The organism is Microvirgula sp. AG722, assembly GCF_003269145.1.
In the GTDB taxonomy this organism is placed as follows: domain Bacteria; phylum Pseudomonadota; class Gammaproteobacteria; order Burkholderiales; family Aquaspirillaceae; genus Microvirgula; species Microvirgula aerodenitrificans.
Window position 1 is genome coordinate 1 of sequence record NZ_QLTJ01000023.1, and the last position, 19,843, is coordinate 19,843.

Annotated in this window: 17 protein-coding genes and 1 pseudogene; 16 read left to right on the forward strand and 2 right to left on the reverse strand. The window is 67.2% G+C overall.

What is annotated here, in order from left to right:
• Positions 1-267 (reverse strand): annotated as a pseudogene (locus tag DFO50_RS17565) (formate dehydrogenase subunit beta); the annotation flags it as partial.
• A 12-nt stretch (positions 268-279) separates the two neighbouring features.
• Positions 280-3,333 carry a formate dehydrogenase-N subunit alpha gene (gene fdnG / locus DFO50_RS17570; protein WP_112692934.1) on the reverse strand — a complete coding sequence of 1,018 codons (3,054 nt, stop codon included), beginning with the start codon at positions 3,331-3,333 and terminating at the stop codon, positions 280-282.
• A 464-nt stretch (positions 3,334-3,797) separates the two neighbouring features.
• Here fdnG and DFO50_RS17575 point away from each other — a divergent pair, with 464 nt between their 5' ends.
• The 16 genes from DFO50_RS17575 (at position 3,798) to DFO50_RS17650 (ending at position 19,830) form a co-directional block, all read left to right on the forward strand.
• Positions 3,798-4,304 (forward strand): sigma-70 family RNA polymerase sigma factor, encoded by a 507-nt coding sequence (locus tag DFO50_RS17575; RefSeq protein ID WP_051529046.1) that lies wholly within the window; start codon positions 3,798-3,800, stop codon positions 4,302-4,304.
• Complete coding sequence (locus DFO50_RS17580; protein ID WP_112692935.1) at positions 4,283-5,257, forward strand: FecR domain-containing protein; 975 nt, start codon at positions 4,283-4,285, stop codon at positions 5,255-5,257. The genes DFO50_RS17575 and DFO50_RS17580 overlap by 22 nt, the downstream gene beginning before the upstream one ends.
• 141 nt (positions 5,258-5,398) lie before the next feature.
• Entirely contained in the window at positions 5,399-7,897 is a 2,499-nt protein-coding gene (locus DFO50_RS17585; protein WP_199489886.1) for a TonB-dependent receptor, read from the forward strand.
• 68 nt (positions 7,898-7,965) lie between these two features.
• A complete protein-coding gene (locus DFO50_RS17590; protein WP_112692937.1) occupies positions 7,966-8,592 on the forward strand; it encodes a hypothetical protein in 627 nt (208 codons plus the stop codon).
• 4 nt (positions 8,593-8,596) lie between these two features.
• The gene (locus DFO50_RS17595; RefSeq protein ID WP_112692938.1) at positions 8,597-9,772 is read left to right on the forward strand and encodes an efflux RND transporter periplasmic adaptor subunit; all 1,176 of its coding nucleotides are present in this window, start codon (positions 8,597-8,599) and stop codon (positions 9,770-9,772) included.
• The gene (locus DFO50_RS17600; RefSeq protein WP_028500287.1) at positions 9,769-11,718 is read left to right on the forward strand and encodes a MacB family efflux pump subunit; all 1,950 of its coding nucleotides are present in this window, start codon (positions 9,769-9,771) and stop codon (positions 11,716-11,718) included. Before DFO50_RS17595 ends, DFO50_RS17600 begins: the two co-directional genes overlap by 4 nt.
• 5 nt (positions 11,719-11,723) lie before the next feature.
• Positions 11,724-13,106: an efflux transporter outer membrane subunit gene (locus DFO50_RS17605; protein WP_199489887.1), complete on the forward strand. Its 1,383-nt coding sequence runs from the start codon at positions 11,724-11,726 to the stop codon at positions 13,104-13,106.
• Positions 13,093-13,578, forward strand: coding sequence for a transcriptional repressor (locus DFO50_RS17610; protein ID WP_028500285.1), 486 nt, complete (start codon positions 13,093-13,095; stop codon positions 13,576-13,578). Before DFO50_RS17605 ends, DFO50_RS17610 begins: the two co-directional genes overlap by 14 nt.
• A 127-nt stretch (positions 13,579-13,705) precedes the next feature.
• The gene (locus DFO50_RS17615) at positions 13,706-14,899 is read left to right on the forward strand and encodes a PepSY domain-containing protein (RefSeq protein ID WP_112692939.1); all 1,194 of its coding nucleotides are present in this window, start codon (positions 13,706-13,708) and stop codon (positions 14,897-14,899) included.
• Positions 14,896-15,432, forward strand: a complete 537-nt coding sequence (locus tag DFO50_RS17620; protein WP_028500283.1) for a hypothetical protein — start codon at positions 14,896-14,898, stop codon at positions 15,430-15,432. Before DFO50_RS17615 ends, DFO50_RS17620 begins: the two co-directional genes overlap by 4 nt.
• Before the next feature lie 23 nt (positions 15,433-15,455).
• Positions 15,456-15,761 (forward strand): hypothetical protein, encoded by a 306-nt coding sequence (locus DFO50_RS17625; RefSeq protein WP_028500282.1) that lies wholly within the window; start codon positions 15,456-15,458, stop codon positions 15,759-15,761.
• Between the two features lie 2 nt (positions 15,762-15,763).
• Positions 15,764-16,345, forward strand: coding sequence for a DUF6162 family protein (locus DFO50_RS17630; protein WP_028500281.1), 582 nt, complete (start codon positions 15,764-15,766; stop codon positions 16,343-16,345).
• 29 nt (positions 16,346-16,374) lie between these two features.
• Complete coding sequence (locus tag DFO50_RS17635; RefSeq protein ID WP_107889187.1) at positions 16,375-17,319, forward strand: metal ABC transporter solute-binding protein, Zn/Mn family; 945 nt, start codon at positions 16,375-16,377, stop codon at positions 17,317-17,319.
• Positions 17,316-18,047 carry a metal ABC transporter ATP-binding protein gene (locus DFO50_RS17640; protein ID WP_028500279.1) on the forward strand — a complete coding sequence of 244 codons (732 nt, stop codon included), beginning with the start codon at positions 17,316-17,318 and terminating at the stop codon, positions 18,045-18,047. Before DFO50_RS17635 ends, DFO50_RS17640 begins: the two co-directional genes overlap by 4 nt.
• A complete protein-coding gene (locus tag DFO50_RS17645; RefSeq protein WP_112692940.1) occupies positions 18,044-18,946 on the forward strand; it encodes a metal ABC transporter permease in 903 nt (300 codons plus the stop codon). Before DFO50_RS17640 ends, DFO50_RS17645 begins: the two co-directional genes overlap by 4 nt.
• A complete protein-coding gene (locus tag DFO50_RS17650; protein WP_107889191.1) occupies positions 18,943-19,830 on the forward strand; it encodes a metal ABC transporter solute-binding protein, Zn/Mn family in 888 nt (295 codons plus the stop codon). The genes DFO50_RS17645 and DFO50_RS17650 overlap by 4 nt, the downstream gene beginning before the upstream one ends.
• Positions 19,831-19,843: the final 13 nt, after the last annotated feature.

The window sequence follows — 19,843 nt, forward strand, 5'->3', positions numbered from 1 at the left end:
TTCCAGCTTGCCGTTTTCCTCGACCTCGGCATAACGCATCACCGTCCACGACTGGGCGGTGAGGTCGGCCGGGTTGTCGTAGACGCCGACGTTGTGGCCGACTTCGTCGCGCAGGTCGTTCCACTCCGAGCAGGCGACCTGACAGGCCTTGCAGCCGATACAGGCCGACACGTCGATCAGTTTGGACACCTCGAGGGTGTGCCGGGCCTGCGGCGGTGAGGTCGGGCTCGCGGAGCGGCGGGTGATGTCAAGCGATTGCAGTGCCATGGTCCGCCCTCCTCAGGCTTTTTCCAGATTGACGAGGAATGATTTGTACTCCGGGGTCTGCGTGTTCACGTCACCAACGAACGGCGCCAGCGTATTGGTGATAAAGCCCTTTTGCGTGGCGCCCTCGAAGCCCCAGTGCAGCGGAATGCCGATCTGGTGCACGGTCTGGCCATTGACCTGCAGCGCCTTGATCCGCCTGGTCACCACCGCCTTGGCCTTGATAAAGCCGCGTTTGGAGCTGAGCTTGACCGTATCGCCCTGGCTGATGCCTTTTTCCTTTGCCAGCGCCTCGCCGATTTCGACAAACTGCTCCGGCTGCATGATGGCGTTCAGCCGCGAGTTCTTGGTCCAGAACAGGAAGTGCTCGGTCAGCCGATAGGTGGTGCCGACATACGGGAAGTCGGTGTGGACCCCCATCCGCGCCCGGTCGTCGGCAAACAGCCGGACCGCCGGGCTGGATACCACCTTCGGGTGCAGCGGGTTGGTGCCGATCGGCGATTCCATCGGCTCGTAGTGCTCGGGGAACGGGCCATCGGCCATCTTGTCGACCGCGAACAGCCGGCCGACGCCCTCGTTGTTCATGATGAACGGGCTCATGGCCGTATCCGGCGCCTCGTCGATCTTGAAGTCGGGCACATCGGCGCCGACCCACTTCTCGCCATTCCACTTGATCAGCTGGCGTGCCGGGTCCCACGGCTTGCCGGCCGGGTCGCAGGAGGCGCGGTTGTACAGGATGCGGCGGTTGGCCGGCCATGCCCATGCCCAGCCCGGCGTGTTGCCGAGGCCGGTATCGGCATTGTCGCGCCGTGCCATCTGGTTGCCGGCCTGGGTCCAGCTGCCGGCGAAGATCCAGCACGCGCACATCGTGCTGCCATCGTCCTGCAGCGCGGCGAAACCGGGTATCTGTTCGCCCTTTTTCGCCAGGAACTGGCCGGGGTTCTTCGGGTCCGGAATGTCGGCCAGCGCGCGGCCGTTCATTTCCTTCGCCAGTTCTTCCGGTGTCGGGTTCAGCGGGTCGCGGTACGGCCAGGCCAGATTGAGGATCGGCTCCGGCGCCTTGCCGCCGTCCTTGCGATACAGTTCGCGCAGGGCGACGAACAGCTCGGCCATGATTTCCTGGTCGGGGCGCGCTTCACCCGGCGGGTTGGCGCCCTTCCAGTGCCACTGCAGCCAGCGGCTTGAGTTGACGATGGCGCCGTCTTCCTCGGCAAAACAGGTCGACGGCAGGCGGAACACCTCGGTCCTGATGCTGGCGGTATCGACGTCGTTCTGCTCACCGTGGTTCTGCCAGAAGGCGGCGGTCTCGGTGGCCAGCGGGTCGATGGTGACCAGGAATTTCAGCTTCGACAGCGAGGCGACCGTCTTGTTCTTGTCCGGGAAAGCGGCAATCGGGTTGAAGCCCTGGCAGATATAGCCGTTCATCTTGCCCTGGTGCATCAGCTCCATCGCCTGCAGCACGTCGTAGGACTTGTCCCACTTCGGCAGCCAGTCGAAGCCCCAGTTGTTGGCGGCGGTGGCGTTGTCGCCCCAGAACCATTTCATCAGGCTGACGAAGAATTTCGGCGTATTGCCCCAGTAGTTCAGCTGCCCGGCCTGTACCGGCTTCGGCGTCGACTGGGAAATATAGGTTGCGTAGTCGGTCTGCTTGTCGGTCGGCAGCACCAGATAGCCGGGCAGGCTGGTCGACAGCAGACCGAGGTCGGACAGGCCCTGGATGTTCGAGTGGCCGCGCAGGGCGTTGACGCCGCCGCCGGGCATGCCGATATTGCCGAGCAGCAACTGGATCATCGCCATGGTGCGGATGTTCTGCGTGCCGGTGGTGTGCTGGGTCCAGCCGAGCGCGTACAGGATGGTGCCGACCTTGTCGCGCGCCGAGGTGGCGCCGAGCATCGCACACACCTGCAGGAAAGCGTCCTTCGGCGTGCCGGTGATATTGCTGACCACTTCCGGGGTGTAGCGGCTGTAGTGGGCCTTCATCAGGTTCCACACGCAGCGCGGGTCCTGCAGACTCGGGTCGCGGCGTGCCTGGCCGTTTTCGTCCAGCGCGTACTGCCAGCCGCTGCGGTCGTACTTGCCGTGCCCGGCATCGAAGCCGGAGAACAGGCCGTCATCGAAGCTGTAGCCGTCGCCGACGATCAGGCTGGCGTTGGTGTACGACTTCACGTACTCCCACTGGATCTTGTCGTTGGCGATCAGCCAGTTGATGACGCCGCCGAGGAAGGCGATGTCGGAACCGGCGCGGATCGGCACGTACAGGTCGGCGACGGCGGCGGTGCGGTTGAAGCGCGGATCGACCACCACCAGACGCGCGCCGCGCGTGCGCTTGGCCTCGATCGCCCACTTGAAGCCGACCGGGTGCGCTTCGGCGGCATTGCCGCCCATCACCAGGATGAAGTCGGCATTCCTGATGTCGACCCAGGTGTTGGTCATCCCGCCGCGACCGAAGGTAGTTGCCAGCGCCGACACTGTCGGCGCGTGACAGACGCGGGCCTGGGCGTCGAGCGCCAGGATGCCGAGCGAGCGGGTGACTTTCTGGGTCAGGATGCCGGTTTCGTTGCTGGAGGCGGACGCGGCGAGGAAACCGGTAGTCAGCCAGCGGTTGACGGTCACGCCGTCGGCGTTCTTCTCGATGAAGTTCGCATCGCGGTCGGCCTTCATCAGCCCGGCGATGCGGGTGAGGGCATCGTGCCAGCTGATGCGCTGCCACTTGTCGCTGCCGGGGGCGCGGTATTCGGGGTATTTGAGCCGGTTGGCGCTATGGATGAAGTCCACCAGCCCGGCGCCTTTCGGGCACAGCGAGCCACGGCTGACCGGGTGATCCGGGTCGCCTTCAATATGGTAGATGGACGGAATCGCATTTTTGGCGCCATCGCCGAGGCTGTACATCAGCACGCCACAGCCGACCGAACAGTACGGACAGTTGTTGCGTGTCTCGGTGGCCCGCTGCAGCTTGTAGGCACGCACATCCGCCAGTGCCTGGCCGGGGGTGAAGCCGAGCGCCGCAATCGTGCTGCCGGCCATGCCGCCTGCGGTCAGTTTGAAAAACTGACGTCTGGTGACCTGCATGGTGTCTCTCCCAGTTGGTTTTTTTGATCGGCACCGGATGCCTGGACGACGCGCGCGTCGTGTGCCGGAGCGGTCCGCATGGCGCGGCCGTTCAGATCGGATAGACGGGGGGAGGGGAAAGACGGGACAGCAAGGGCGGTACGGATGACCGCCGTCGTCGTGGAACACGACCATACGGGATGTCTGCGCATGCTTTCGAACCGGACCGGCTACGGAAATGCATCAGGCATGGATTTTAATCAGCCTGTCTGACTGCTGATAGTTGTCGGTGGCGGAATCCGGCTTCCGGCTGATGCGAATTTGATCTGGATCAAATAGTGATGATTTTTCTCGCGGCCAGGCAGGTGGGGAAACCGCCGTCGCCGCTGTCCGGAATGGCTGTTATTGCCAACTGGGTAGAAAAGAAATGATAATAGTTATCGTTTGAATTTTCAGCCCTGTCCAGCAGGCGAAAGGTGCATGTCGTGCTTACCGGTGGAGGCTCGCAGTCCGCAATCGTCCAGGACCTGTATCTGGCCCATCAGGGCTGGCTGCAGGGCTGGCTGAGAAAGAAGCTGGGTTGCGCGTTCGAAGCCGCTGACCTGATGCATGACACCTTTATCCGCGTGTTGTCCGGCCAGGATGCCGGACAGATCCGCGAACCGCGTGCCTACCTGACCACGGTGGCGCACGGGCTGATGGTCAACCACCTGCGGCGCAAGGAACTGGAGCGTGCCTATCTGCAGGCACTGGCCCTGCTGCCGGAACCGGAAACCCAGGGGCCGGAAACGCGCGCACTGGTGCTGGAAACACTGATGGAAATCGATGCGCTGCTCGACGGCCTGCCACCGAAGGTGAGGCGCGCTTTCCTGCTGTCGCAGCTGGAAGGCTGCACCCATGCCGAAATCGCCGCCGATCTTGGCGTGTCGGTCAGTTCGGTGCGCCAGTATCTGACCCGTGCGGTGCGGCAATGCCTGTCCCTGCTGCTGTAGCGCGGCGGCCGTCGCCGCAGGTGCTGGACCAGGCTGCGGACTGGCTGGTGCGGCTGACCGCCGGCGATGCCACCGATGCCGACCGGGAGGCGTGGCGACGCTGGCTGGCGGCCGACCCGGCGCATGCCCGGGCCTGGGAGGGCATCGAGGCACTGACGCAGAAATTCGGTGTCGTGCCACCACGCGTCGGTCTGGCGGCGCTCGACCGGCCGCAGTCGCTGGCCCGGCGGCGCGCACTGGAAAAACTCGTGCTGCTGGTGTCGGTCGGCGGGGCCGGCTGGTTTGGCTACCGCCATCTGGCCGCCGATGCCGACGGCACGCTGCTGCATACCGGCAAGGAAGCGCCGCGCGAAGTGTCTCTGGCCGATGGCACACGGGTCGTGCTCGATGCCGGCACCCGGCTGGAGGTCGCTTTCGATGCGACGCAACGGCTGCTGGTTCTTGGCGAGGGGCGGGTACTGGTCGAAACCGCTACTGACCCGGCCGCCCGGCATCGGCCGTTTGTCGTCGCCACCCGGGACGGCCGGCTGACCGCGCTCGGCACCCGCTTCAGTGTGCGCCAGTGTTCGCAGGGCAGCCGGCTCGCGGTCTATGACGGCGCGGTCGAAATCCGTCCGCGTGACCCTGCTGCTGGCGTGCAGGTGCTGCAGGCCGGACAGCGCACCCGTTTTGATGCGGGCAGCATCGCCCCGGCGCGACCAGTCGATGAACAGATGGCGGCCTGGGCCAGCGGCATGCTGTTTGCCGACCGGATGCCGCTGGACGCGTTTGTCGAGCAGCTGGCGCGCTACCGGCATGGCTGGCTGCGCTGTGATCCGGCGGTGGCCGGCCTGCGGATTTCCGGCGCCTTTCCGCTCGATGACACCGACCGGGTGCTGGCCGCGCTGGCGGATGCCCTGCCGGTCCGCATCGATTCGCTCACCCGTTACTGGGTCACGGTCGGCCCGCGCTGAGGCGGCGAAAAAAAATATTGCGCCGGACCTGTCACTTTTCGTTTTTCGATTGGCATGGAAAGTAAGAGCTGATGACTGGCGCCGTCGCCACGCGACCGGGCCGGCCTTCTTCCACCTGCTTCCCTGAATCGGAGAATCCGCATGACCACTGGTCGCCCGCACGCCACCCGAATGGCGGCGACTGCCCCTTGCCGCAAGCCTGATCCGCTGGCGCTGGCCGTGACCGCCGCGCTGCTCGGCCTGTCGCTGACGTCGTTGTCGCTGCCGGCGCTGGCCGCCGAGCCGGCCGCCGCCACTGCCGGCAAGAACCACCACATCGCCGCCGGGCCGCTGGGACGGGTGCTGTCGGGCTTTGCCGCCAGCGCCGGGGTACTGCTGTCGTTCGACCCGGCAGTGACGGCGGGCAAGACCAGTCCCGGCCTCGACGGCCGCTATACGCCGCAGCTGGGCTTTGCCCGGCTGCTGGCCGGTACCGGCCTGGAAGCCGTGGCGAACGGCAGCGGCGGTTATGTGCTGAAAACCGCACCGAAACCGGCGGGCGAGGCTGCCGGCTCGCTGGCCGGCGTGCAGACGCTGGCTGCGGTCGACGTCAATGCGCGCGGGCTTGGCGCCCGCACCGATGGCACCGGTTCCTATACCACCGGCTCGACCAGCACCGCGACCAAGTTGCCGCTGTCGCTGCGCGAGACGCCGCAGTCGGTCAGCGTGATTACCCGCCAGCAGATGGACGATCGTGGCCTGACCCAGATCGATGAAGTGCTGAAGGCGACCGTCGGCATCACCGTCACCCAGGCCGGTGCGGCCGGTACCGACAGCAATGCGCTGTACTCGCGCGGTTTCGCCATCGAGAACTACCAGATCGACGGCATTCCGCAATACAGCAACAGCACCCAGGACGTGAACGACATGGCGCTGTACGACCGGGTCGAGGTCGTGCGCGGCGCCACCGGGCTGATGAACGGCGTCGGCAGCCCGTCAGCGACCGTCAACCTGGTGCGCAAGCGGCCAAAACGCGAGTTCGAGGCCTCGGTATCGGCCACGGTCGGCTCGTGGGATTTCTACCGTACCGATGTCGACCTGTCGGTGCCGATCACCGAGGGCGGCAATGTGCGCGCGCGGCTGGTTGCTGCGCTGCAGGACAGCGATTCGTGGGTCGACCGGCTGAAGGAAAGAAAGGCCGTCTTCTCTGCCATCGTCGAGGCGGACCTGACGCCGGACACCACGCTGGCGGCCGGCTTCGATGTCCAGCACCACGACTCGAACAATATGGGTCGTGCCGGCGCGCCGCTGTTCTTCAGCGACGGCAGCAAGACCCATTTTCCCCGCTCGTTCAACTCCGGCGCCGACTGGGCGTATTACAACCACCACAAAAGCTCGTTCTTCGGCTCGCTCGAACACCGCTTCGACAATGACTGGCTGGCCAAGCTGGTGCTGACCCAGTCGCGCGACCATTACGATGCCGTGCTCGGCTATGCCGGTGGCGGCTACCCGGACCGGCAGACCGGTGCCGGCGTCAGCCTGTGGGCCGGTCGCTGGAACCAGACCCCGGTGCAGAACGCGCTGGATTTCTATGCGTCCGGTCCGTTCTCGCTGTTCGGCCGCAAGCATGACCTGGTGGTCGGCTTCAATATGTCGCGCACCAGCAGCGATGACCCGACCTATCCGCTGTGGCGCTTCCCGGGCTGGGACTCGTCGGTGCCGGATATCTACAAGTGGGATGGCAGCAACCCGGCCAAGCCGGATATTGCCCAGAGCGGCAACTATCACTTCAGCGAGCGCCAGTCCGGCGCCTACATGACGGCGCGCTTCCGCCCGACCGACGCGCTGTCGGTGATTGTCGGCAGCCGGGTCAGCAACTGGTCGCAGGACACCTACAACCATTACTACGACGGCAGCAGCGATTCGGGCAAGCGCGGCAAGCATGGCGTGGTCACCCCGTATCTGGGCGTGGTCTACGACCTGAACGACAACTGGTCGGTCTACACCAGCTACACCAATATCTTCAAGCCGCAGGACAGCAAGGACAGCAGTGGCCAGTACCTCGATCCGCTCGAGGGCAACAGCTATGAGGCCGGGATCAAGGGGGCGTTCTACGACGGCCGGCTGAACGCCAGCCTGGCGGTGTTCAAGGTCGATCAGGACAACCTGGCGGTCGAGGATGTCGGACATCTGACGCCGGACGGCAATACGGCCTACAAGGCAGCCAAGGGTACGAAGAGCCGTGGTTTTGAAGTCGAAGTGTCCGGCGAAGTGCTGACCGGCTGGCAGGTCGCCGGCGGCTTTACCCATCGCACCTCGGAAGACGCGCAGGGCAAGCCGGTCAATACCGTCGCCCCGGAAGACCTGTTCAAACTGTCGACCGCCTACACGCTGCCCGGCGCCTGGAATCCGCTGACCATCGGCGGCGCGCTGGTGTGGCAGAGCAGCATCTACAGCGACAGGGTCGGCCCGCACGGCGAGCGCTTCACCCAGCCCGACTACGCCGTGCTCGACCTGATGGCGCGCTACCGCTTCTCGCGCCAGCTGAGCGCATCGCTGAACCTGAACAACGTATTCGACAAGAAGTACTACTCCACCTCGTCCAGCAGTTTCTACGGCGCGCCGTTCAATGTGATGGCGTCGGTCAAATACACCTTCTGACTGTCGTTGATAGCGGCGGGACCGGCACGCAGCCGTTCCCGCCGCCGCATTTTGCAAGGAAATTCCCGATGCGTATTGCCTGCCAGGCACTGATTGCCGTAACCCTTGCCGCCGGCCTGTCGTTGCCGGCGCAGGCCGCCTATCTGTGGGCGGCGCGTACCGATGATGGCGCCGTTTCGCTGCGACTGGGCGAGCTGTCGTCCCCCCGGGCGGACGACGATGCCGGCACGCTGCTCGCGCCGCGCGCCTTCCTCGCCGACGGCAAGGCCCTGCCGCTGAGCCGTGCCGGCAGCGGTTTCGCCGTGGAGGCCGGGGCGTCCGGCGACGTGCGCGCCGAGGCGCGCCAGCTGGATGGCCAGGGCGGCCTGACGATCTACCACGCCAGGGCCGGCCGCAGCGAAACCCGTGCCGTCAGCGATCTGGAACTGGTGCCGACCCGGCCGGACGGCAATACCTTCCGCCTGTTCTGGAAGGGCAAGCCGGTGGCGGCCGATCGGGTCAATGTGCAGACCTCGGCACAGTGGAACCGCTCATTGCAGGCGGCGAAGGATGGCAGCGTCACGCTGGATACGCCGTTCCCCGGTCGCTACCTGCTGGAAGTCTCGGTCAGGGTGAACGGCGTGGTGACGGTCGATGGCAAGCGCTACGAAGCGGTGCGGCATACCGCCACCACCTCGTTCGAGGTCGGGAAGTAGATCGATGGCGAGATGGGCAATACCCGGGCGGCGCCGTGCGCTGCTGTGTGTCCTCGGCCTGCTGCTGGCCAGTGCGGCTGCCTGGGCGGCATTCGGTCGTGCCGCGCCGCGCTGGGACACCGTGCTGCTGGCGCGGGGGGATGTCGAGGACAATGTGACCGCGCTGGGCACCCTGCAGCCGCGCCGTTATGTGGATGTCGGCGCGCAGGTGTCCGGGCAGATCCGCCGCATCGCGGTGCAGCCGGGCGACCGGGTCGGGCAGGGCGCCGCGCTGGTCGATATCGACCCGAGCGTGCAGCAGGCCGAAGTCGATGCCGGCCGTGCCGCACTGGCCAGCCTGCGTGCGCAACTGGCCGACCAGCAGGCGCAGTTCGATCTGGCCGCGCAGCAGCATGCGCGCCAGCAGCAACTCGCTGCCGGTGATGCCACCCGCGACGAGGACCGGCAGATCGCACAGGCGGCCTGGCGCTCGGCGCGGGCGCGGCTTGACCAGTTGCGCGCGCAGATCGACCAGACCCAGTCGACGCTGAAGGGCAATGAGGTGCGGCTCGGCTATACCCGCATTTTCGCGCCGATGGCCGGCACCGTGGTGTCGCTGGAAGCGCGTGAAGGGCAGACGCTGAATGCGACTTACCAGACCCCGAACCTGCTGCGCATCGCCGATCTCGGCACGATGACGGTGTGGACCGAGGTGTCCGAGGCCGATGTGCACCGGGTCAAGCCGGGCATGGCGGTGTATTTCACCACCCTCGGCATCGACGGCCGGCGCTGGCAGGGTACGGTGCGTCAGCTGTTGCCGGCACCGCCGGCCACGGCGGCGCAGAACGGCACGGCACCGGTCACGGCCGGCAGCAAGGTGGTGTCGTATACCGTGCTGTTTGATGTCGACAACCGCGACGGAGACCTGATGCCGCAGATGACGGCGCAGGTGTTTTTCGTTGCCGGCCGTGCGCGCAATGTCGTGCTGGCGCCGGTGGCAGCGCTGGAAGCCGTGGCCGGCAAGCCCGGTGTCTGGCGTGCCCGGGTGCTGGATGCGGACGACCGGGTGGTCGTGCGCGAAGTGCAGCTGGGGGTGCGTGACCGCTTCCGGGCCGAGGTCCGTTCCGGGCTGCAGGCCGGAGAGCGGCTGATCACCGGCGAGCGCGCCACGCCGGCCGGACCGCCGAGGTTCAGCCTGTGAGCACGCCGCTGATCGAACTCGACGCGATCCGCAAGGCCTATGGCGGCGGCGATGCACCGGAAGTGGAAGTGCTGCATGGCGTGTCGCTGACCATTCATGCCGGCGAGTTCGTTGCCATTGTCGGCAGCTCCGGTTCCGGCAAATCGACGCTGATGCACCTGCTTGGCTGCCTGGACCGGCCGACATCGGGACAGTACCGCTTCTGCGGCGTCGATGTGGCCGGGCTGGATGCCGACGAACTGGCCTGGCTGCGCCGCGAGGCATTCGGCTTCGTATTCCAGGGCTATCACCTGATCGCGACCGAAAGCGCGCGCGAGAATGTCGAAGTGCCGGCGATCTACGCCGGCATGCCGGCTGCCGAACGCGAGGCGCGGGCGACGGCGCTGCTGTCGCGACTCGGGCTGTCCGCCCGCCATGACTACCGGCCGAACCAGTTGTCCGGTGGCCAGCAGCAGCGGGTGTCGATTGCGCGGGCGCTGATGAACGGCGGCCGCATCATTCTGGCTGACGAACCGACCGGTGCCCTCGACAGCCAGAGCGGCATCGAGGTGATGGCGCTGCTCGACGAGCTGGCTGCGGCCGGTCATACCCTGATCCTGATTACTCACGACCGGGCGGTGGCGGCGCGCGCGCGCCGGGTGATCGAGGTCCGCGATGGCCGGGTGGTTGCCGATTCCGGCCCGGATGCCAGCCGGGCTGACGGCAGCGACAGTGGCTGGCTCGAACAGATGGCCGACGGCAGCCGCACCCGGGCGGCCACGCTGGCCGGCGACATGCGCGAAGCCTGCCGGGCGGCATGGCGGGTGATGTGGATCAACCGTTTCCGCACCGCACTGACCCTGCTCGGCATCGTGATCGGCGTGGCGTCGGTCATTGTCATGCTGGCGGTCGGTCAGGGCTCGAAACAGCGCGTGCTCGAACAGCTCTCGGCATTCGGCGCCAACAATATCTATCTCGGCCCGAATGGCGACAGCGCGCGCCAGAACGGTGGCCGGGTCACGCTGGAAGATGCGGCCGCCATCCGTACCGTACCGAATGTGGCGCTGGTGATGCCGTACCTCGAAGGGCAGGTGGTGATCCGCTACGGCAACCTCGACTACCGCGCCGAGGGCGGCGGCGTCAGCAGCGAGTTTCCGCAGGCGCTGAACTGGAAAACGGCGCGCGGCATGTTTTTCTCGGCCGAGGACGAACGGACCATGGCCAAGGTGGTGGTGATCGGCGAACGGGTGCGCGATGCGCTGTTCAAGGACGATGACCCGCTCGGGCGCCGGGTGCTGCTGGACAAGGTGCCGTTCCAGGTCATCGGCGTGCTGGCGTCCAAGGGCGCGCAGTCCGGCGACAGCGACGAGGACAACCGGGTGGTGCTGCCGTTTTCGACCGCCAGCAGCCGGCTGTACGGCAATCCGTATCCGTCGTGGCTGACCATTGGTCTGGCCGATGGCGCGAAGCTGCAGGAAACCGAGGCGGCCATCGACGCCCTGATGCTGGAGCGGCATCGCCAGCGCGATTTCCGCATGTTCAATGCCGCGTCGCGCATCGCGGCACAGGCGGCGACCAGTGACACGCTGTCGCTGCTGCTGGCGCTGATCGCTGCGGTGTCGCTGCTGGTCGGCGGCATTGGCGTGATGAACATCATGCTGATGACGGTGCGCGAGCGGACGCGCGAGATCGGCATCCGCATGGCGACCGGCGCGCGTCAGCGCGACATCCTGCGCCAGTTCCTGACCGAGGCGGTGCTGGTGTCGCTGGTCGGCGGACTGGCCGGGGTACTGATCGGGCTGCTGGTCGGTGGCGTGCTGGTGCTGTTCGGTCTGCCGCTGATTTTCTCCGTCACCGCCATGGTCGGCGCCTTTGCCTGCGCGCTGCTGACCGGGCTGGTGTTCGGCTATATGCCCGCGCGGCAGGCGGCCCGGCTCGATCCTGTCGTCGCGCTGGCGGGGGAGTGAACACCATGATGATGGCAATCCGCCGTTTTTTTCTGCTGTCGCCGCTGTGTCTGCTGGCCGCCTGCGCGCTGCCGGTGACGAACACCGACGCCGGCCTGCCGATACCGGCGCACTGGCGGCAAGCCGCTGATGGCGAGACGGATGGCATCGATGCCGACTGGTGGCGCGGCTTTGGCAGCGCCGAACTGGACCGGCTGGTGGGCGACGCCCGGCGCGACAGTCACGATATCGCCGCTGCCGTGGCACGGCTGGCGCAGGCCAGCGCCCGGGCCAGGGTGGCCGGTGCTGCGCTGGCGCCGGAACTCTCGCTGACGGCCGGCGCCTCGCGTACCGGCCGTCTCGGCGGGCAGGCTGACGAGGGCAGGGCATTCAACGCCGGGCTGTCGGCCAGTTACGAACTGGATTTCTGGGGTGGCAATCGTGCTGCCCGCGCCAGCGCGCTGGCCGGTGTGCAGGCGTCGCGCTTCGATCGCGATACGGTGCGGCTGACGGTCAGCGCCAGCGTGGCATCGGCCTATCTGCAGACGCTGGCGCTGCGCGAGCGGGCAGCGATCGCCCGCGCCGACCTGGCACGGGCCGAGCGGGTGCTGGCCACCGTGCGCGTGCGCGCCGGGGCCGGTGCCGAGACGCCGCTGGCGCTGGCGCAGCAGCGCGGGCTGGTGGCCAGCGCGCAGCAGCAGGTCGATGCCCTGGCGCAGCAGGCGCGCGATGCGCTGATTCTGCTGGCCAGCCTGGGCGGGCACCTGCCGGCCGGTTTCGATATCGAGGGTGAACGGCTGTCGGCGCTGGGCTGGCCGACGCTGGACGCCGGTCCGCCCTCGGCACTGCTGACCCGGCGTCCGGATCTGGCCCGCGCCGAAGCGCGACTGGCGGCGGCCGATGCCGACATCACCGTGGCGCGGGCCGCCATGCTGCCGGCGGTGCGGCTGACGGCCGGCATCGGCTCGAACAGCGACCGGGCCGGCCGCTGGCTGGACAACCCGGTCTACAGCCTGGCCGGGGCGTTGACCGCGCCGATCTTCAATGCCGGCCGGCTGGCGGCGCAGCGCGATCAGGCCGACGCGCGCCGGGCCGAACTGCTGGCCGATTATCGCCAGGCCATCGTCGCCGCTTTCCGCGATACCGAACAGGCGCTGAACACGATTGACGGACTGGAGCGTCAGTTGCGCTCGGCCGATGAGGCGCACGAGCAGGCTCAACGTGCGCTGACCCTGGCCGAGCGACGCTATCGGGCCGGCGCAGACACGCTGCTGACCGTACTGGATACGCAACGCACGCTGTTCGCCGCCGAGGACGAGCGGCTGACGCTGCGCCTGCGGCGCCAGCAGGCGGCAGTGGAACTGTTCAAGGCCCTCGGTGGCGGCTGGAGGCGCGATGACACCCTTTGATGCCCTGGTGGCCGCCGGGCTGCGAGCCAGCGTATTTCGCCTGCGGGTGCTGGAGGTGTTCGCCCGCGAGCCGGCGCGCTACTTCGCTGTCGAGCAGATTGCCGCCGAACTGGTTGCCCATCAGGCGCGCCAGGTATCGCTGAGCACCCTGTATCGCCAGGTCAACGCGCTGCATCGCGGCGGGGTGCTGCTGGCCTGCCGGCTGGTGTCCGGCACCACGGTGTTCCGCTGGCTCGACGGCGCGCCGCCGGCCATGCGGCTGGTCTGCCGCCGTTGCGGCCGGATCGAAGAAACCGATGACCCGGCGCTGCACCGCTGCCTGACACGGCTGGTGGCCGGTATTGGCTGGCGGCGGTCGCTGTTGCCGCTGGACTGCCATGGTGTCTGCGCGTGTTGCCGGCCGCTGTTGCAAGGCGGACGCCGGCGCACGGCGAAAGTGCCTGTTCCGGATGGAGAAAATTCTTGCCGATAAAGAAAAATGATTCTCGTTATTGTTTGCTTCTGCTAGCCTTGCAGCCGCCGACGCAGAGCCCGGGCTGCTGCGTCCTCGTCCCGCCGGCCTGCATCGACGCGGGGGTGTCATGAAAAAAAAGAGCGACATGGTCCAAGTCCAAAAGAAATCGAATGCCAGGCTGTGGTTCCTGTTCCACAGCTGGCTGGCGCTGCCCATCTGGGCTTTCCTGTTCTTTGTCTGTCTGACCGGCACCATCGCCACGGTCAGCCAGGAAATCATCTGGGTCGCCAATCCGGATACGCGGGCGCGGCAGCCGGACGGTGATCCGCCGCTGCTCGGCTACGACGCGGTGCTGGCCGCCGTCAATCGCAACCGCCCGGATGCAGTGGTGCAGTCGATCTCGCGGCCGGTGAAGTCGCAGTTCGCGCTGACCGTGCGGGTGACCAATCCGGATGCGACCAGCGAAACGCTGTACGTGAACCCGTATACCGGCGGGATCCAGGGGTCGACCTCGGGCTTCGATTTCCGCCAGTTCATCCGTGCCATTCACGGCTGGCTGCTGATGCCGTTCAACGGCAGCTACAACCTCGGCTGGTATGCGGTGTCGGCGCTGGCGATTCCGCTGCTGGGCTCGCTGATTACCGGGCTGGTGGTCTACAAGCGTTTCTGGCGCGGCTTTCTCAAGCCCCGGCTGCGCTTCGACAAGGGCTCGCGCGTGTTCTGGGGCGACTTTCACCGTCTGGCCGGCATCTGGTCGATCCCGTTTATTGCCATCATCGCCGTCACCGGCCTGTGGTTCCTGATCCAGGCCGCGCTGGCCGACAACCACGTGTCGTTCTCGACGGCCGGCATACCGGTGGTGGTGGCGCGCGAGGATGTGCCGCCGAGCCCGGACGGCCGCGCGCCGCAACGGCTGTCGCTCGACCAGGCCGCACAGATTGCCAGCAAGACCTTCCCCGACCTGACGCCGACCTTCGTCAGCCTGCCGGCCAATGCCTACGACCCCATCAGCGTCGGCGGTCGCGGCAACTATCCGCTGCTGTTCGAGGAGCTGAGCATCAACCCGTACAACGGTCGGGTCGAGTGGTCGCGCCGCGTGTCCGACCGCTCCGGGCTGGAGCTGGTCACCGAATCGATGCGCCCGCTGCATACCGGTGACTTCGCCGGGCTGTGGCTGAAGCTGGTGTATTTCTTCTTCGGCCTGCTGCTGACCATGATGGTGTTCAGCGGCCTGCTGATCTGGACCAAACGCACGGCGCAGGCGACTGCCGCCGTGATCAGGCGGCCCCGGCCGGCGGCGGCATCGCCGGTTGCCGTGGCAGAAAGGAGCGCGCCATGAGCCGCAAGCCGCAACCCGCCTCGCGTGCCGGCCGTCTGTGGTTCCGCTGGCGTTTCCATCTCAGCGCGCTGCTGATCCTGATTCCGCTCGGCTATCTGCCGCAGTACTTCCACACCCTGGGGCTGATGAGTGGCGACAAGGGCCTGGGCGAGCGCGAGCTGGCCGAAAAGCAGGTCGGACCGTGGACGGTGCGGCTGGCCGAGTGGCAGGCGCGCGAACCGATCCGCGATGGCGAGGCCGGTTACATCAAGACCTTCACGCTGGCGCCGTGCGCCGGCTGCGGAGCCGGGATCAAGGCCGCCTATCTGCGTGTCGGCAAGCCGCGCAATCTGCGCACCGCCGGCGGGCTGTTCTCCGGTACGCCGTACCGGCAGATGGCCAATATCCCCATTCCCGAACGCAGTCGCGCCGATGCGGCGATCTGGCTGACGGTCGAGGGCTGGGACGGGGCGGTGCATCAGACCAGCTGGCCGCTGGCAGAGGCCTCGCCGGCGACGATGGCATGGCTGAAAAAACAGGGAGCAGGACAATGAAGGCAAATCGGTATGTAAAAGGAATGTCGGCCCTGCTGGCACTGGCCGGCCTGATGGCGGTCAGCCAGCACGCCAGCGCGCACAACCCGTTGTGCCAGTGTCGAAATATTGCCGCTGGCCAGGTCAGTTGCAAGGGCGGGTTTTCCGATGGCAGCGGCGCGCCCGGCGTGACGCTGGACGTGGTCGGCTACAACGAGAAAACCCTGGTCAAGGGCAAGCTCGGCGCCAATTCGACACTGGTATTCAAGCGCCCGGCCGGCGAGTTCTACGTGGTGTTCGATGCCGGTCCCGGCCATGTGGTCGAAGTCGATCACACGGATATCAAATAGCGATGGCGACCCGGATTGTGGTGCGCCCGGCCGGTGCCGGGCATGAAACCCTGTGGGTGGCGCTGTGGGCCGCGCTGATTCTCGTCGTGGCGGCGACCGTGGTCGTGCTGCGCGCGGATCGCGCCGGCGAGCAGGCGCTGCCCGCCCACCAGATCGATGCCCGGCGCGACCTGACCGCGGCCGAGCAGGGGGTGTACGCCGACCTGCTGATTGCCGCCGACGAGATCCCGCTGCTCGACCAAGGCAAGCCGGCGGTGGCGGCGCTGGCCGATGCCGGCCTGCCGCCGTTCGCCACCGATGTCAGCAGCGCGAAGCGTGGCGGCCATGTGTGGTCGCGATTGCAGGACGGCACCCGGCTGGCCTTTGCCGGTGTCAGCGCCGATGCCGGGGTCGCCGGCTCGATGCTGCTGCGTATCGCGGCTGCCGATGACGGCCACGGTCATGCCGCTGCCGCCGATGTATGGCTGCGCCGCAGCCTGAAGGCGCTGCCGGCACGGCTTGATGATGCCAGCCTGGCCGAGGCCGGCTGGCTGCAGGTCGTTGCCCGCTTCGATGCGGGCGTCACGCGTCAGTCGCAGGACTGACAAGCCCATCCCGAACTGAAGAATCTGCCATGTCACCCGTATTCTCTTTGCCGTCCCTGACTTTTCGCCCTGTCTGGCGCGCCGTGCTGGCCTGCGTCGCGCTGGCCTGCCTGCTGGCACAACCGGTCTGGGCGCAGGACAAGCGCCTGCGCATCGGCGTGACCCTGCATCCGTACTACAGCTATGTAGCGAATATCGTCGGCGACAAGGCCGACGTGGTGCCGATCATCCCGGCCGGCTTCAACCCGCATGCATACGAGCCGCGCGCCGACGACATCAAGCGCGTCGGCACCCTCGACGTCATGGTGGTCAATGGCGTCGGCCATGACGATTTTGCCGAGCGCATGATCGCCGCCAGCGAAAAACCGAAACTGCCGGTGATCGAGGCCAATGCCCAGGTGCCGCTGCTGGCCGCGACCGGCATGGCCGCACGCGGTTCCGGCAAGGTGGTCAATCCGCACACCTTCCTGTCGATTACCGCGTCGATTGCCCAGGTCAACACCATTGCCCGCGAGCTCGGCAAGTACGATCCGGCCAATGCCGCCGTCTATGTCGCCAATGCCCGCCGTTATGCGCAGAAGCTGCGCAAGCTGCGCGCCGATGCGATGGCCAAGCTGGCCCGGGCACCGGGCGCCGATTTCAAGGTCGCCACCATCCATGGTGCCTACGATTACCTGCTGCGCGAGTTCGGCCTCGAAGTGACCGCCGTGGTCGAGCCGGCGCACGGCATCGAGCCGAGTCCCAGCCAGTTGAAGGGCACTATCGACCAGTTGAAGCGGCTGCATGTGAAGGTGATCTTCTCCGAACTGAACTTCCCGTCCGCCTACGTCGACACCATCCGGCGTGAAACCGGCGTACGCCTCTATGCGCTGTCGCATATCTCGTACGGCGCCTACAGCGCTGCCAAGTACGAGCAGGAAATGGCCAAGAACCTGGCCACCGTGGTGCAGGCGATCCAGGAGTCCGGCCAGTGAGCGGCCCGGCCCTGTGCTTCGAGCAGGTCGGCCTGACGCTGGGCCGCACTGACATCCTGTGCGAGGTGTCGCTGCGGGTGGCCGCCGGCAGTGTCCACGCGCTGGTCGGTCCGAACGGTGGCGGCAAGAGCTCGCTGGTCAAGACCCTGCTCGGCCAGACGCCGCATCGCGGCACGCTGACGCTGGAGTGGCCCGGTGAGCAGGCCGGCGTCATTGCCTATGTGCCGCAGGCGCTGGAGTTCGATCGCGCACTGCCGATGACGGTCGACGATTTCATGGCCGCGATGTGTCAGCGCCGGCCGGTGTTCTTCGGTCTGTCGCCGCACCGGGCCGATGCCATTGCCGAGGCGCTGGGGCGGGTCGGCCTGCTCGACAAGCGCCGCCGGCGCATGGGCGCGCTGTCCGGCGGCGAACGTCAGCGCGTGCTGCTGGCGCAAAGCCTGATTCCGGCGCCGGGGCTGGTGGTGCTCGATGAGCCGATGTCGGCGCTGGACGAAGCCGGCGCGGCCATCTTCGAGCGCCTGCTGGCCGGCTGGCGCGAGGCCGGCGTGACCGTGCTGTGGATCGAGCACGATCTGTCGGCGGTTGGCCGGCTGGCCGACCATGTGACCGGCCTGAACCGGCGCGTGCTGTTCGACGGCCCGCCGGCGCCGACGCTGACGCCGGAGCGGCTGATGGCGCTGTTCTCGACCCGGCCGGCGGCGGCCGGGCTGGAGGTTGCCGCATGACCCTGTTCGAAAGTTTTCGCCTCGCCGTGCAGGGCTGGGCCGCCGGCGGCTGGCTGCCGGCCTCGCTCGGCTACGGCTTCGTCATCAATGCGGTGCTGGCCGGGCTGGTGATCGGGCCGGTGCTCGGCGGGCTTGGCACGCTGGTGGTGGTCAAGCGCTTCGCGTTCTTCTCCGAAGCGGTCGGTCATGCGGCGCTGACCGGCGTGGCGATCGGCATCCTGCTCGGCGAGCCGTACACCGGTCCGTATGGCGGGCTGTTTGGCTACTGCCTGCTGTTCGGCGTCGGCCTGAACTATCTGCGCAACCGCACCGGCCTGTCGCCGGACACGCTGATCAGCGTGTTCCTGTCGGTGTCGCTGGCACTTGGCGCCAGCCTGCTGCTGATCCTGTCCGGCCGCATCAACGTCCACATCCTGGAAAACGTGCTGTTCGGCTCGGTGCTGACGGTCAATGGCCAGGATCTGCTGGTGCTGGCCGTGGTGGCGGCGCTGGTACTGGGGCTGACGCTGCCGAACTACAACCGCCTGATGCTGGCCAGCTTCAATCCGCAACTGGCCGGTGTGCGCGGCGTGCCGGTCAAGGCGCTCGACTACCTGTTCGTGGTGATGGTCACCCTGGTCACCGTGGCGGCAGTCAAGGTCATCGGTGCGATCCTGGTCGGTGCGCTGCTGATCATTCCCGCCGCTGCCGCGCGCTTGCTGAGCCAGTCGCTGAAGGGCTTTTTCGGTCTGTCGGTGCTGCTGGCGACGATCAGTACCCTGGTCGGCATCCTGCTGCCGATCGAACTGGAACTGCCGGTGCCGTCGGGCGCCGCGATCATTCTCACGGCCGGTCTGCTGTTCGCACTGGCGGCCATCGCCCGTGGCGTGCTGCCGGGCCTGAAAGGAAATGCCGGATGAACAAACTGACTCTGACCTTGCTGGCCGGCCTGCTGGCCGGTGCCATGAATACGGCGCTGGCCGGCCCGGTCGTGCTGGCCGCGCACCCGCTGACCCAGGCTCTGACGGCGACACTGACCGCCGACACCGGTATCGAGGCCCGCCGCGTGGCGCCGGCATCGATCCCGCCGACCCGCCTGCTGTCGTACTTCTCCGGCCGGGGCGCTCCCGCGCTGCAGCAGGCGGCGACCGGGGCCGATGCCGTGGTCGCCCTGCGGTCGATCTGGCCGGAAGATCCGCTGTACCCGCTGGCGCGGCGCAGCAATATCCGCATCGTCGAGATTGACGCCGCCCGCCCGGTCGACGGCGCCTTGCCCGGCATTGCGCTGCAGGGCGGTCCCCAGGCTGCGGCACTGGGGGCCTACCCGTGGCTGGATGCGATCAATCTCGGCCGCATGGCCGATATCGTGGCAGCCGACCTGGGTCGGCTGTCGCCGGACGACCGGGCGAAAATCGAGAGCAATCTGGCTGCTTTCCGCCGTCAGCTGGTGACGCTGGCGGCCGGTACCGAGGCGCAACTGGCCGCGGTCAGCAATGTGTCGGTGCTGAGCCTGTCCGACCGGCTCGATTATCTGATTTCCGGTTTCAACCTCGATCTGGTCGGGACCGAGCTGAAGGAGGAGGAGGCGTGGACGACGCAGGCGCTGGACGCGCTGAGCCAGCGACTGAAGTCGCAGTCGGTGGCACTGGTGGTGCATCACCAGCAGCCATCCGAAGAGCTGGCCCGTGCCATTGCCGCCGGCGGCGCCCGGCTGGTGGTGCTGGATACCACTGGCGCCGATCCGCTGGGCGAACTGGAGCGCAATGCCACCCGGCTGACCCGCGCCCTTGGCGCCCGCCGGTAAGAGGACTGCGCGC

Excerpts from the sequence above, each read along its gene's own strand:
- fdnG (WP_112692934.1), bottom strand. The coding sequence starts at position 3,333 with ATGCAGGTCACCAGACGTCAGTTTTTCAAACTGACCGCAGGCGGCATG.
- DFO50_RS17580 (WP_112692935.1), top strand. The coding sequence starts at position 4,283 with ATGCCTGTCCCTGCTGCTGTAGCGCGGCGGCCGTCGCCGCAGGTGCTG.
- DFO50_RS17585 (WP_199489886.1), top strand. The coding sequence starts at position 5,399 with ATGACCACTGGTCGCCCGCACGCCACCCGAATGGCGGCGACTGCCCCT.
- DFO50_RS17590 (WP_112692937.1), top strand. The coding sequence starts at position 7,966 with ATGCGTATTGCCTGCCAGGCACTGATTGCCGTAACCCTTGCCGCCGGC.
- DFO50_RS17595 (WP_112692938.1), top strand. The coding sequence starts at position 8,597 with ATGGCGAGATGGGCAATACCCGGGCGGCGCCGTGCGCTGCTGTGTGTC.
- DFO50_RS17605 (WP_199489887.1), top strand. The coding sequence starts at position 11,724 with ATGATGATGGCAATCCGCCGTTTTTTTCTGCTGTCGCCGCTGTGTCTG.
- DFO50_RS17610 (WP_028500285.1), top strand. The coding sequence starts at position 13,093 with ATGACACCCTTTGATGCCCTGGTGGCCGCCGGGCTGCGAGCCAGCGTA.
- DFO50_RS17615 (WP_112692939.1), top strand. The coding sequence starts at position 13,706 with ATGGTCCAAGTCCAAAAGAAATCGAATGCCAGGCTGTGGTTCCTGTTC.
- DFO50_RS17620 (WP_028500283.1), top strand. The coding sequence starts at position 14,896 with ATGAGCCGCAAGCCGCAACCCGCCTCGCGTGCCGGCCGTCTGTGGTTC.
- DFO50_RS17625 (WP_028500282.1), top strand. The coding sequence starts at position 15,456 with ATGTCGGCCCTGCTGGCACTGGCCGGCCTGATGGCGGTCAGCCAGCAC.
- DFO50_RS17630 (WP_028500281.1), top strand. The coding sequence starts at position 15,764 with ATGGCGACCCGGATTGTGGTGCGCCCGGCCGGTGCCGGGCATGAAACC.
- DFO50_RS17635 (WP_107889187.1), top strand. The coding sequence starts at position 16,375 with ATGTCACCCGTATTCTCTTTGCCGTCCCTGACTTTTCGCCCTGTCTGG.
- DFO50_RS17645 (WP_112692940.1), top strand. The coding sequence starts at position 18,044 with ATGACCCTGTTCGAAAGTTTTCGCCTCGCCGTGCAGGGCTGGGCCGCC.
- DFO50_RS17650 (WP_107889191.1), top strand. The coding sequence starts at position 18,943 with ATGAACAAACTGACTCTGACCTTGCTGGCCGGCCTGCTGGCCGGTGCC.